General features: G+C 60.0%; 14 protein-coding genes. 2 read left to right on the forward strand and 12 right to left on the reverse strand.

What is annotated here, in order from left to right:
- The 4 genes from ADA16_RS10340 to rimP all read right to left on the reverse strand — a co-directional run.
- On the reverse strand, positions 1-320 hold a 320-nt coding region (locus tag ADA16_RS10340), incomplete at its 3' end, for a translation initiation factor IF-2 N-terminal domain-containing protein (protein WP_048761781.1).
- 129 nt (positions 321-449) lie between these two features.
- Positions 450-845 (reverse strand): YlxR family protein, encoded by a 396-nt coding sequence (locus ADA16_RS10345; RefSeq protein ID WP_048761782.1) that lies wholly within the window; start codon positions 843-845, stop codon positions 450-452.
- A 182-nt stretch (positions 846-1,027) separates the two neighbouring features.
- Entirely contained in the window at positions 1,028-2,014 is a 987-nt protein-coding gene (gene nusA / locus ADA16_RS10350) for a transcription termination factor NusA (RefSeq protein ID WP_048761785.1), read from the reverse strand.
- The gene (rimP, locus tag ADA16_RS10355; RefSeq protein ID WP_048761789.1) at positions 2,011-2,583 is read right to left on the reverse strand and encodes a ribosome maturation factor RimP; all 573 of its coding nucleotides are present in this window, start codon (positions 2,581-2,583) and stop codon (positions 2,011-2,013) included. The genes nusA and rimP overlap by 4 nt, the downstream gene beginning before the upstream one ends.
- A 101-nt stretch (positions 2,584-2,684) precedes the next feature.
- Between rimP and ADA16_RS10360 the strand changes: the two genes are divergently transcribed.
- Positions 2,685-3,650 (forward strand): DUF4439 domain-containing protein, encoded by a 966-nt coding sequence (locus tag ADA16_RS10360; RefSeq protein ID WP_239659445.1) that lies wholly within the window; start codon positions 2,685-2,687, stop codon positions 3,648-3,650.
- On the opposite strand, the gene ADA16_RS10365 is transcribed toward ADA16_RS10360, so the two are convergent.
- Positions 3,647-5,419, reverse strand: a complete 1,773-nt coding sequence (locus ADA16_RS10365) for a proline--tRNA ligase (RefSeq protein WP_048761795.1) — start codon at positions 5,417-5,419, stop codon at positions 3,647-3,649. The two genes, ADA16_RS10360 and ADA16_RS10365, sit on opposite strands and share 4 nt — an antisense overlap.
- 60 nt (positions 5,420-5,479) lie before the next feature.
- On the opposite strand from ADA16_RS10365, the gene ADA16_RS10370 reads away from it, so the two are divergent.
- Positions 5,480-6,217, forward strand: a complete 738-nt coding sequence (locus ADA16_RS10370) for a YaaA family protein (protein ID WP_048761976.1) — start codon at positions 5,480-5,482, stop codon at positions 6,215-6,217.
- Here the strand turns inward: ADA16_RS10370 and ADA16_RS10375 are convergent.
- From ADA16_RS10375 to mqo, 7 genes are all read right to left on the reverse strand, one after another.
- Positions 6,214-6,498, reverse strand: coding sequence for a hypothetical protein (locus ADA16_RS10375; RefSeq protein WP_239659446.1), 285 nt, complete (start codon positions 6,496-6,498; stop codon positions 6,214-6,216). The two genes, ADA16_RS10370 and ADA16_RS10375, sit on opposite strands and share 4 nt — an antisense overlap.
- Entirely contained in the window at positions 6,491-7,582 is a 1,092-nt protein-coding gene (gene cobA / locus ADA16_RS10380) for a uroporphyrinogen-III C-methyltransferase (protein ID WP_048761801.1), read from the reverse strand. The genes ADA16_RS10375 and cobA overlap by 8 nt, the downstream gene beginning before the upstream one ends.
- A gap of 10 nt (positions 7,583-7,592) precedes the next feature.
- Entirely contained in the window at positions 7,593-8,969 is a 1,377-nt protein-coding gene (locus ADA16_RS10385) for a cobyrinate a,c-diamide synthase (RefSeq protein ID WP_048761804.1), read from the reverse strand.
- On the reverse strand, positions 8,963-9,583 hold the full coding sequence (cobO, locus tag ADA16_RS10390; protein ID WP_048761980.1) for a cob(I)yrinic acid a,c-diamide adenosyltransferase: 621 nt from the start codon (positions 9,581-9,583) through the stop codon (positions 8,963-8,965). Before cobO ends, ADA16_RS10385 begins: the two co-directional genes overlap by 7 nt.
- On the reverse strand, positions 9,564-10,241 hold the full coding sequence (locus ADA16_RS10395; protein WP_239659447.1) for a vWA domain-containing protein: 678 nt from the start codon (positions 10,239-10,241) through the stop codon (positions 9,564-9,566). The genes cobO and ADA16_RS10395 overlap by 20 nt, the downstream gene beginning before the upstream one ends.
- Before the next feature lie 106 nt (positions 10,242-10,347).
- Entirely contained in the window at positions 10,348-11,505 is a 1,158-nt protein-coding gene (locus tag ADA16_RS10400) for an ATP-binding protein (RefSeq protein WP_048761809.1), read from the reverse strand.
- A gap of 92 nt (positions 11,506-11,597) precedes the next feature.
- The gene (gene mqo / locus ADA16_RS10405) at positions 11,598-13,094 is read right to left on the reverse strand and encodes a malate dehydrogenase (quinone) (protein WP_048761812.1); all 1,497 of its coding nucleotides are present in this window, start codon (positions 13,092-13,094) and stop codon (positions 11,598-11,600) included.
- Between the last annotated feature and the right edge of the window lie 142 nt (positions 13,095-13,236).

Consider the following 13,236-nt stretch of genomic DNA (forward strand, 5'->3'; position numbering starts at 1 on the left):
GGCTTAGCTGCTGGCTTGGCACCCGGCTTAGCCGCCGCTGGTGCAGCGGGCTTGGCACCCGGCTTAGCTGCTGGCTTGGCACCCGGCTTAGCTGCTGGCTTAGGCGCAGCCTTAGTCGCTGGCGCCTGTGCAGATGCGTCAGCACCCGCGCCAGCGTTCTTCTCTTCGTAGACCTTCTTCATCTTCCTGACGACGGGTGGTTCCACCGTCGACGAAGCGGTCTTAACAAACTCGCCCTGAGCCTTCAGCTCGGCGAGTAGTTCTTTGCTGGTGACCCCGAGCTGCTTTGCGAGCTCATGGACACGTAGCTTTCCGGACACTGCTCTCCTCACTAGTGGGGGCCGAGCAGCGCCCGATGGCGGATTTGTCCGCGCACCGAGAGCGCCTGCAGGGCTCCCTCTTATCTATTGCCGTTCATCGCTGATGCTTCATCGTGTGCTCATCAGTGTTCAGGTCTTTCTGTTGTCATCTTTCCTGCCTCCCTGCTTATCGACGTGCACATCGACGACGGAAATGGAATCCTCCGCCTCCGCTTCGTAGTGCGTGGCGATAAACTGTTTAACCGGAAACGCATCTACCTGCGTAGATACCTTCAGTGCGCGGCCAAATGCGCGGCGCTTGTCGGCGATCTCCCAAGCTTCTAGCGTTGGGGTAATCCATGCGCCCCGTCCCTGCATCCGACGACGCGGATCAGCAATGACCGCAACGGAGCCGTCTGGACGGGTGGTGGCGACAATGCGCAGCAGCTCCGAGCAATTGCGGCGCTGCTTAGTTGCAATACAGGTGCGTGTGGGGCCAGGTGTATGAGTTGTCGAATTCGGGTTTATCACCCGCGAAGCCGTCATACTCCTGACGCACCCACCTTCCTGCACAGAAAATCAGCGCGAAAATTCGCATAAGAAAATCACGCCTTGTCGTTTGGCCGCTTCCAAGCATAACCCGAAAAGGCGGGAAAGTGCCAACCCCCTAGGCACTTTCCCGCCTTTTCGCAACTTTTAGGACGCTGACGTTGCGTTTACTCCTGCGGCTACTCCGCGTCCGAGTGGATGTCGATCCGCCAGCCGGTCAGACGAGCCGCCAGACGGGCGTTCTGGCCCTCCTTGCCGATAGCAAGCGAGAGTTGGTAATCCGGAACCACAACGTGAGCACGGCGCTCATCCATGTCCACAACCTTTACACTTACGACCTTGGCCGGCGCCAGCGAATTGCCAACGAACTTCGCCGGGTCGTCGTCGTAGTCGATAATGTCGATTTTCTCTCCCTTGAGCTCGTTCATAATCGAGCTCACGCGCTGACCCCGCGGACCAATGCAGGCCCCCTTAGCGTTGAGGCCCTTGACTGTCGGACGCACGGCTACCTTGGTGCGGTGACCCGCCTCGCGGGCGATGGAAATCAGTTCTACTGCCCCATCGGCAACTTCCGGAACTTCGAGTTCGAAGAGCTTGCGAATGAGCTCCGGGTGCGTGCGCGAAAGGTGAATCGCAACACCGCGCGGCGTCTTATGCACACCGACGACGTAGCACTTAATGCGGTCGCCGTGCTTGAGCTCCTCACCCGGCAGCTGCTCTGCCGGCATCAAAATTCCATCGCGACCATTGGCTTCCGAACCGATGTGTACGACCACGATGCCCTTTTCATTGGCATAGACATCGCGCTGGACAACACCGGAGATGACCTGGTTAGACAGGTCGGCGTACTCGTCGAGAACCTTGTCGCTCTCTGCATCACGCAAACGCGAAAGGATGGTCTGACGGACAGCGAATGCAGCGGTGCGCTCGAAGTCCTCCGGAGTGTCGTCCCATTCGGAGATGAGATTGCCCTCGTCGTCTCGCTCCTGGGCGAAGACTATGACGTCACCGGTCTCACGGTCGATTTCGACGCGCGCGTACTGAGCCGGTGCGGTGGTATTACGGTAGCTTTCACGCAATGCGCGGGCGACCAGTCCCAGCATTTCGTCGACAGGAATACCCTTTTCCTTTTCCAAGGTTCGCAGGGCAGCTAGTTCAATCTTCACTTGTTATCCTCCAGCCTGGTCAAGGCATCGTCATAGTCTAGTTCCGCAAAGTCTTTCTCGGCTGCGGGCGGATTAGAGAATTCAACTTGTACCACTGCACGAGACACATTGGTTAATTGGACGCACTGGCCAACCGCCTTCAAACGTCCCTTCGGTCCCTTAGAGGTAACGAGAATGACGGACTCTTCATCCGGTGACAGTGCACCAATGCGGGCTGCGATCGCGGAACCGTCGGCAAGCGAAATCTCCGCGATACGACCACGGTTACGGCGCCAATGCCGAGGCTGGGTCAGCGGTGCGTCAATGCCAGGCGTGGAAACTTCCAAGGTGTAGCCCTGTGCGCCGAAGTCGGCGTCACCACGTGCCTCAGCGGCATCCAGAGCCGAAGATACTTCATGCGTGGCCTGCTCTAGAACATCGAGGTCAGGACGCTGATCTGCGTCAACCAACACAATGACCTGAGACTTTGCGCCAGCGCGGACGACCTTGACATCTTCTACGTCCAGGCCGATTTGTGCGAGCACAGGGCTCACAAATTGTTCAATTTTCTCGGGTGCGGGTATCGCCATAGTCGTAGAGTCTACAGGTCAAGCACTACGAATTGCGCACCTGGGCGCGTTCCTCGCACCACATTGATACAAATTGCCGCCCGCCGTGGCACCATAGTGAGGTGATTGTTGAGCCTCCCTACCCCAGTTTTGCTTTCGCATCGCGCCGCCCTCGTACGTTCTCTCGCCGTGGTTTCCTCACTGCCGCTCTCTCCGTGGGATCACTTCCTGCGCTCTCCGCGTGCTCGCAGCTGGTGGCACCACGCCCGGATTACGCCATTGAGGTTCTCCACGCGCTGGCGGCGCGCGATGCACATTTGCTTATCGACGGCAATCCTGCCCTCGCAGCCGTGCGCTCCGCGCAGGTCACCGAACTGGATAAGGAAATCACACGCGCCTGCGGTACCCGCAAGGACGGTAAACCTGTCGATGAATGCGGCTCGGACGTCGCAGTCCCAGGATCCCTGGCTGCCGGTGCCGATGCGAAGTTACTGCTCACGGACTCGCGAAATAATCCAGTACTGACGAAGGCTCTGGATTCACGCACGGCACTGCGGGAGAGGCACGCTGCGCGCCTTGGTACGGCTGTCGATGGCGGTTTGGTCCTCGCTCTGCGCACTGCAGGCGCCGAGTGGGAAGAGCTCATCCCCACGGTTCCCAGTGACAGGGATGAAATCTCGGGTGCCGAAGAACAGGTGGCCACAGCACTGCAGGCTGAGTACATGATGATCTACGGTGTCGGTGTTGCCGCACCGCGCGTCGGAGGCGATACCACTGCCGCGCTTTTGGCCCGTGGCGAGCGCCACCGTATTTTGCGCGATCGCACCCGAATTGTTTTGGAGGATGCCGACGCAGAGGTGCCCGAAAGCGCCGCAGGCTACATGCCAGAAGACGCGTCCTCGCCGGACACCGCACCCGTCGATTACATGATTGCGTTGGAGCGCTATTGCGCCCAGGCGTGGGAAGACGTATTGCTCGCTGCCAATAACCCTCGGATGCGTATGTTCGCGTTGCAGGCAGCGGGCGTGGCTGCCGCCGGAGCGGCAGCGCTGGGTGGCAACAACTTGGAGCCGTTGCCCGGGCTCTAGGCCTTGCGGACCAGTCCCGCGACGTGAGCCGCGATCCCGTCTGCTGCGACCTCGCCTGTTTCGTTGGTCAGACGGTTGCGCAGCTCCACCTTGCCGTCGGCGTAGCCGCGGCCAAAGATAACCACGAATGGCATCCCGAGCAACTCGGCATCCTTGAACTTCACACCGGGGCTGACCTTCGGGCGATCGTCGAAAAGCACCTCAATACCCTGCTGGCTGAGGTCTTCCGCCAGCTGCTCTGCCGCCTCAGCAGCCTCGGCATTCTTACCGGCCACTGCGATGTGAACCTTGTACGGAGCTGCGGCGACCGGCCACTTTAGGCCCTTGTCATCAAGCTGCTGCTCTGCGAGAACAGCCACAAGTCGGGACACGCCAATGCCGTAGGAACCCATGGTTGGGCGGGCGCGCTTGCCGTTGACATCGAGAATGTCAATCTCAAAAGCGTTAGTGTACTTGCGGCCCAGCTGGAAGATGTGGCCGATCTCAATGCCGCGCTCAATCTTCAGCGTGCCGTGTCCCTCCGGAGCCGGATCGCCGTCACGAACCTCTGCGACATCGCAGATGCCGTCAATCTGGAAATCACGACCGGCAACCACACCGATGATGTGCTTGCCAGCCTCGTTGGCGCCCGCAATCCAATTCGTGCCCTCCGCCACGCGTGGGTCGGCTAGGACCTTCACACCGTAATCGGCGAGCCCCTGCGGGCCGACGTAGCCCTTGACCAGGAAGTCATTGGCTGCGAAATCCTTTTCATCCAGCAAACGCACCTCACCCGGTTCGAATGCAACCTCGAGACGCTTTTCATCGACCTCGCGGTCACCGGGAACCAAGATTGCGGTGAGCTGCTCCGGCAGCGCGTTACCCTCCTTGTCGACCTTTTTCGGGTCGACAGCAACGAGAACACACTTCAAAGTATCGGCAGCGGTGACCTCACGGCCGAGCTCCGCACCGTTGGCCCAATCAACAAGTGCTGCGATGGTGGTGCAGTTCGGCGATTCGTAAACTCTCGCCTCCGGCTGTCCCTCAATCGGCTGCGGTTCAACGGCCGGAATCTGCACGGCTTCAACGTTGGCGGCGTACTCGCCATCGGTGGAGACCACGAAGGAGTCCTCACCGTTTTCACTGATAGCCAGGAACTCCTCAGAGGCCGAACCCCCCATCGCACCGGAGGTGGCGTGACAGATTTCGTACTTAATGCCCAGGCGGTCAAAAATGCGCTGGTAAGCACCGCGATGCTGCAGATAGGAATTCTCCAGCCCCTCGTCATCCATGTCGAAGGAGTAGGAATCCTTCATCACGAACTCGCGGCCACGCAGAATACCTGCGCGCGGACGAGCCTCATCGCGGTACTTGGTCTGAATCTGGAACAGCGTCGTCGGGAAGTCCTTGTAGGAGCTGAAAAGATCCTTGACGGCCAGCGCGAACATCTCTTCGTGCGTCGGACCCAGCAGGTAGTCCGCGCCCTTGCGATCCTTCAGGCGGAACAGCTCGGGGCCATACTCGGTCCACCGGTTTGTCGCCTCGTACGGTTCACGCGGCAGCAGTGCTGGGAATGCGAGCTCCTGTGCGCCGATGCCTTCCATCTCTTCGCGTACAACCTTTTCGACGTTGCGCAGAACCTTCAGGCCCAGTGGCAGCCAGGAATACACACCGGGGGCGGTTCGCCGGATATAGCCGGCACGGACGAGCAGCTTGTGGCTAGGGACCTCGGCGTCAGCGGGATCCTCACGCAGGGTGCGCAGGAACAGCTGGGACATTCGCGTAATCATGAATGCTGATTTTACCCGTCGATCATTCTTCGCAACATGCGGGGCATTAGTATGGTCCGCATGCTCGTAGTCCTACCCCCATCTGAGACCAAATCCACTGGTGGAAGCCATCCAGCAGTGGACTTTTCCTCGCTAAGTTTCAGTTCCCTCAACCCCATCCGGGAGCGCATTGCAACCGACCTCGTAGCCCTCAGCGCAGACCGGGATGCCGCGATGGAAACGCTGAAGCTGGGGCCGCGTCTTGCTGACGAAGTCACGGCCAACGCCGCTCTCTTGGCGTCCCCGACCATGCCGGCTCTCGAACGTTATACCGGAGTGCTTTACGACGCGCTCTCCCCCGCTGACCTACCGGAGGCCGGCCGTGCTCGACTCGCAGTCGGATCAGCGCTCTTCGGCGTCATCGGTGGCGAGGACCTCATCCCCCACTATCGTCTCTCCGGCACGGTGAAACTCCCCTTCGCAGATCACCCCGCCGACGCAGCCCCGACGATGAAGCGCCGTTGGGGCACTGCAATCACCGATGTGCTCAATGACATCGACTTCCTCATCGACCTTCGTTCCGGCACCTACGCCAATTTGGGCAAAGTCAAAGGCGCGACGACCATGACCGTGATCACCGCCGAGGGTAAAGTCGTCAGCCACTTCAACAAGCACTACAAAGGGCTGTTCGCACGCACCATCGCCCTGGCCGACACCGCGCCGACCTCCCCCACAGAAGCCGTCGATATCGCCCGCGCCGCAGGGCATGACGTCTCGCTTGACGACGGCACCCTCATCTTCCGCGTCCCGGAAAACTAAATGTCGTTGTTGTAGCGCTTACGGCCTGCCACAATGGCGGCGATCAGAGCAATCACAGCGATGAAAATGCTGTCGTAGCGCGAGCCCTCTCCGCCGAGGAGCAGCAGGCGGAAGATAATCATAGCCCCGAGGTAGAACACCAGGAAGGTCGCCGCGCCCAACCAAATGGCACTACGCAGCTGTTCGTCGGCAAGCAGGCGGGTAATCAGTCCCGCCTTTTGCTGTTTCGGATTCTGCTTGTTCGACTTATTGTTCTTACTCGGTTCGCTGTTCTTACTCATCGCCCTCATCCAGGCCAGCGACCTCACCGATAACGATGACGGCCGGGGGCTTGATTCCTTCTTCGACCATCTTTTCCCCCAGTTCACCGAGCGTGCAGCGCAGCGACCGCTGATTCGGCAGCGTGCCGTCCTGGATGACCGCGGCCGGGGTCTTGGGGCTACGGCCGGCATTCATTAGAGCCTCGGCAATCTTGGGGCCGTTCTTCACACCCATGATGATGGCAATGGTGCCGTGCATACGCCCCAAAGCGTCCCAGTTGACCAGGGAGGTCTTGTGCCCTGGGGGGACGTGGCCGGAGACAACAGTGAACTCGTGGTTGACCCCACGCATGGTCACCGGGATGCCAATCGTCCCCGGCACCGAAAGTGCCGAGGTGATACCTGGTACGACGCGCACCGGCACGGCCGCCTTTTGCAGCTCTTGAAGCTCTTCAAAACCGCGGCCGAAGATGTACGGGTCACCGCCCTTGAGCCGAACCACAAAGTAGCCTGAACGAGCACGATGAACTAGCAGTTCATTGATGCGCTCCTGAGCCATCGCGCGGCCGTAAGGCAATTTGCCCGCATCAATAATCTCCACATCCGGTTCCAAGTCGCCGAGCAGCGACAGTGGGCCGAGGTGGTCGGCCACGACGACGTCGGCAAGCCGGAGCAGGCGACGCCCCTCAACGGTAATCAGGCCGGGATCGCCCGGGCCACCACCTACGAGTGCGACCTGACCTGCCAGGTCACCAGCGCGAGACGCGCGACGACCAGTTAGCGCCACAGGAGTCAGAGGGCTGGAAGACCCGGTTTCATCATCGACGAGGATGCCCCGGCGGTGCCCCTCGAGTGTCACCTCCCGCAGCAGCGACTCGTCACAGCAGACCATGAGAGCCTTGCCCCAGCTCATCGCCTCGGTAAAACCGGTGCGACTCAAAGTAATGCGGCCGTCTGCAGCCCAGGCTTCAATGGCAGTTGTTACTTCCCCGCCCTCACACACAGTGACGTCAGCGCCAGAGTCCAACAGCCGAGGAATCACGCGCTCTGCAGCCGTGGAACCGCCAATCACCAACACACCGTAGTCTTTGAGAAGCAAACTCATAGCTAATACTTTACCCGGCGCACGAGGCGACGAAGCGACTGACGTTGCCCGGCGCACCCGCCGGATGAACATGCAGGTAGCCTGCGTGAATACGCCCAGACTTGGAAACGAAGCCGTCACGGACGGTCTCACCGTGATATCCGCGCCAACCCCAGGCAGGCTGCCACCCGTCCGCCGCAGCAGCCCTTGCGGTGTCATCGGTGAGCGCTGTCTTGTGGAACTCGTGCCCGCGCATCCGCGTCCCTGTCGGGCACAGGACAGAATCAGTCAGCGCAACAGCCTCCCGGTAACCCAACTTCAGTCGCGCCATGTTCGCGCGCCCCGGGATGATCCCACACATGCGGCGCCCACCGAGATCTTCAAGCAGCCAGAGCAGCCCCGCACACTCGCCGTGAATCAGTGCGCCATCGTCGGCGGCCTGCCGTAGATCCCGGCGAATGTCATCGCGAACAGACAGCGCATCAGCATGCTCTTCCGGGAAACCACCGGGCACGATGTAGCCTTCGGCTTCCGGCAGCTCGTCAACCAGCGGGTCAAAGTCCACGACTTCGGCGCCAGCGGCCTGCAATAGCTCACGGTGCTCTGCATAGGTAAACGAGAACGCAGGTCCCGCGGCGACCGCTACACGCACGCTGCGCTTAGTAGCCAGCGATTCAACGAACTGCGCTGGCGTCCAGGGTTCAGCTGGATAAGGCTGCCGCGCAAGCTGGACAAGCCGGTCGATGTCGATGTAAGTCTCCACCAAGTTGGCCATCGATTCGATGACCGCTTCTAGCTGCTCGCCTTGCTCGACTGCAGTGACCAGGCCTAAATGCCTGCTGGGAACCTCGATATCAGTCACTCGCGGAATAGCACCGAGCACTTCGATACCCATGGCCTCCACAGAACGGGTAATGATGTCCGCATGCCGCGGGCTGCCCACCTGATTAATAATCACACCGCTGACGCGGACATCAGTACGTAGCGTGGAAAACCCGTGAACGACGGCCGCCGCCGACTGCGACATGTGCCGGGCATCGATAACCAACACCACCGGCAGCCCCAACAGCGAAGCAATCTCAGCCGTCGACCCCTCCACCGACAGCGGATCGTCACCAATTCGGCCGTCGAAAAGCCCCATGACGCCTTCGACCACAGCAATATCGCTATCGGCAGCTCCGTGTGCGTAGAGCGGCCCGATCATCTCAGGGGCGCACATGAAGGAATCCAGATTTCGGCCGGGGCGACCAGCCGCTACCCCGTGATAGCCAGGATCGATATAATCCGGCCCGACTTTGAATGGCGCCACCGCGTGGCGGCGCGACAGTGCACGCATAAGACCAGTGGAAATTGTGGTCTTGCCCGTGCCCGAAGCCGTCGCCGCAATGACAATTCCAGGTGCTACCACTCGATGCCCTTTTGTCCCTTACGTCCGACATCCATCGGGTGCTTAATCTTGGTCATCTCAGTCACCAGATCCGCGACCTCCACGAGCTTCGGATCCGCATCACGGCCAGTCATCACCACATGCTGGCGCCCAGGACGGTTCTTCAATGTTTCCACCACATCGTCGACATCAATCCAACCCCACTTGATTGGGTAGGTGAACTCGTCGAGGACGTAGAAGTCGTGCACCTCATTTTCGAGGCGCCGCTTGATCTCCTGCCATCCTTCTGCAGCAGCTGCGGCGTGGTCCTCCTCGGTGCCCTGCTTGCGCGACCAGGACCAGCCTTCGCCCATCTTGTGCCATTCGACCGGGCCGCCCTCTCCCGTTTCGTCGTGAAGCGTGCCCAACCGACGCATGACAGCTTCCTCGCCAACCTTCCACTTTGCCGACTTCACAAACTGGAAGACACCAATGTTCATCCCCTGATTCCACGCGCGCATCGCCATCCCGAATGCCGCCGTGGACTTACCCTTACCTGGGCCGGTATGCACGGCAGTAATCGGAATCATGCGACGCTGCCTGGTGGTCAGCCCGTCGTTGGGAATTGATTTGGGGTCAAGCTTTCCTTGTGCCATGGTCTCGATGATAGGCATGGACTACGCCCGCCACGGCCTCGGCATTAAGCTCGGAAAGGTTTATGCAGGTCGCCCCTAATTCGACACTGAGTTCCCGTGCTAGCCCCAGTCGCACGCGAGAGCGTTCGCAGTCGATAACCACCGTCGCCGCCAACGCTTGACGACGAATCTTTGCGGCCACAGCCCGCGCCTGCTCCAGGCCATTCTTACCGGTTGCACGGCCATCGGAGAGCAGCACCATGATTGCGCGGCGCGTGGGCTCCCGGTGCGCTTCCCGCACCACCACTTCGTGCGCCTTCAACAGTCCTTCGGCCAATGGGGTTCGGCCACCAGTACGGACGTCTGCGAGACGACGCACCGCGGTATCAATGGACTTGGTCGGTGGTAAAACCAATTCGGCACTGTTGCCTCGGAAAGTAATAACGGCGACTTTGTCACGGCTTTGGTAGGCATCACGCAGCAGCGAAGTGACGGCGCCGGTGACGGCTGCCAGACGGTCGCGCGCGGCCATAGACCCCGAGGTGTCCACAACGAAGACGACCAGATTGGACTCAGTTCCCTGTCGGATGGCACCGTGAACGTCTTCCGGTTCCAGAGGGATCATGGAGGTGCCCATGCGGGCACCACGATTGGCCGCGGCCAGCACTGTCGCCGGCACGTGGAGACCATGACCGCCACGTTCGGCGCCAATGGTGCTGCCCCGGGGGCCAATGGCCTTAGAGCGACGGCCGGAATCTCCTTGGCCGACGCCGTCGACACTGATTTTACGAACGGCGAAAGGGGGCGCCTTCAGCGGCGCGACCTCCCTTCGTTCCGGCGGAGTTCGGCTGCTGTGGCTCCTGCGGCTCGGAATTGGCGTCGAACTCCGAGGGCTGCTCAGGTTTGGCTTCGGGCTGGTCTAAGGTCTCCGGACCCGAATCTGGCTGATTCTGGTCATCTCGGAACTGCTCTTCCGCATCCTCAAGAGCATCGTCGAGCTGCTTCTGATCCAATCCTGGTTCATCAAAGGGGTCACGGCGACGACGGTGCGGCAGTGCCATTTCTGCAGCTACCCTGATGTCTTCCGCAGTGATCTCAATTGGCTTACCCGGTTGTGGCTGCGCTGATTCGTCCCCAGCTACTCGCCATGCAGCGTGAGCGCGGGCGGTACGTGCAATGACGATGTCGGCACGCATCCCGTCCACATCAAAAGCAGCACATACGGTTGCAATTTGACCAAGAATGTTGGGAGTCAATTCGACGTCGTCAAGCAGTGTGCGTGCGCGATCGATGCGAGCGTACAGCGCATCGTCGTCGGCGGCGAAGCGCGTGACGAAGTTCTCCGGGTCGGCGTCAAAGTCGAGTCGACGGGCGACGATCTCCGCGCGGACGGCCGGATCCTTGGAGGCGGTGACGTCGATGGCGAGACCGAAGCGGTCGAGAAGTTGGGGACGCAATTCACCCTCTTCCGGGTTCATCGTGCCCACCAACACGAACCTGGAGGTGGCGGAGTGCGAGATGCCATCACGTTCAACAACCACACGTCCGGTGGCTGCAGCATCCAGAACGGAGTCAACGAGGTGGTCCGGCAACAGGTTAATCTCGTCGACGTAGAGAATGCCGCCATCAGCAGCGCTGAGTAGCCCCGGATTGAACCGTGCGTGTCCGGTGGTTAGCACAGTCTCCACGTCGATAGAGCCTACGACTCGATCCTCCGTAGCGCCGAGTGGCAGGTTTACCAACGATCCGCTGAGAAATGGCGCCAATGCGCGGACGGTAGTGGTCTTGGCTGTGCCCTTCTCACCTCGGATGACCACGCCACCTATCTCCGGGGATAGGGCGGTCAGAATCAACGCAAGCTGTAGTCGCTGCTGCCCGACAATCGCAGTAAAGGGAAAAGTGGGCTCTGTCTGTGCAGTGGTAGCTGACGTGATTTTTTCCATAAACACAGTTCTACCCCACTGCGAGCGAATGGCTCACGGCGGGGTAGAAAATGTTGGCTTAATTGAACTCTTTGAAGCTCTTCAGCGAGTTATTAGCGCTCCAGCTTCAGGGTCTTCTGGGAGGCTTCCCAGACCTCCTTGAACAGAGCCGGGTCATCAGCCAGGTGGGTGCCGTAGGACGGGACGAGCTCCTTGAGCTTTGGAGCCCACTTGCCCATGTGGCGACCGAAGCAGCGCTCAATCAGGCTAATCATCACAGCCGGAGCGATGGAAGCACCCGGGGATGCACCCATCAGGCCGGCGATGGTGCCGTCCCAAGAGTTAATGACCGCAGTACCGAACTCGAGGGTACCGAAGACCGGAGCCTTCATCGGCTTAATGACCTGAACGCGCTGACCAGCGACAATCAGCTCCCAGTCCTCTGGGCGAGCGTTCGGGACGTACTCACGCAGGGACTCGATACGAGCGTCGAAGTCCTTCAGAACCTCAGTAATCAGGTACTTGGTCAGGCCCATTTCCTGAACACCAACGCCCATCATGGACGGCAGGTTGGCCGGACGCAGAGACTTAATCAGGTCCAGGTTGTTACCGTTCTTCAGGAACTTCATGTTCCAACCGGCGTACGGACCAAACAGCAGGCCACGCTTGCCGTCGATAACACGGGTGTCCAGGTGTGGAACCGACATCGGCGGCGTGCCGACGGAAGCCTTACCGTAAACCTTGGCGTCATGCTGAGCAATAACGTCCTCATTGGTGCAGCGCAGCCACTGTCCGGAGACCGGGAAGCCACCGAAACCACGGATCTCATTAATACGAGCCTTCTGCAGCAGCGGCAGTGCGTCACCGCCGGCACCGACGAAGACGAAGTTAGCAACCAGGGTGCGAACGTCCTTGGTGTGCAGGTTCTTCACGGTAACAATCCACTTGGAACCGTCGCGCTTCAGACCGGTGACCTCGTGGCCGTAGCGAATTTCGGTGCCCATGTCCGACAGAGCGGCCAGGTACTGCTTAGTCAGTGCACCGAAGTTAACGTCCGTACCATTCGGGTTACGAATAGCAGAGACCGGCTTGGAGAAGTCACGCCCCTCCGACATCAGCGGAAGGTATTCTGCGAAACGATCCGGATCCTCGATGAGCTCCTGACCGTGGAACAACGGCTCCTTCTCAAGTGCCTCGTAGCGACGACGCATGAACGCCATCTGCTCCGGCCCCTGAGCGAAGGTGGTGTGGTCAACCGGGTTGATGAACTCCTTCGGGTCAGTCAGGGTGCCGTTTTCAATCAGCGAGGTCCACAGCTGACGGGAAACCTGGAACTGCTCGTTAATGGTCTTAGCCTTGGTGACGTCGACCTTGCCGTTCTTCTCCGGCGTGTAGTTCAGCTCACACAGAGCAGAGTGGCCCGTACCGGCGTTGTTCCACGGGGAGGAAGACTCCTTGGCGGGCTGATCGAGACGCTCGAACAGGACCTGTGACCAGGATGGCTCGAGCTCCTTGAGCAGCACACCCAGCGTCGCACTCATTACACCTGCACCGATGAGGACGACATCTACCTCGTCGCCACTGGAGGCAGGAAGCTTGTTATCAGCCATTTTGCTGTCAACATCCTTACTAACTTGATTAGTGATTCAAACTAGCGCTCGCTCACATGCGCGCACACACAACTAAAGACGCAAAAGAGAGCTGCCGTCTCAGTCCATAATCTATTGTGTCACACATTCACACTACCCCCGG

The organism is Corynebacterium vitaeruminis (genome assembly GCF_001054325.1).
Lineage (GTDB): Bacteria > Actinomycetota > Actinomycetes > Mycobacteriales > Mycobacteriaceae > Corynebacterium > Corynebacterium vitaeruminis_A.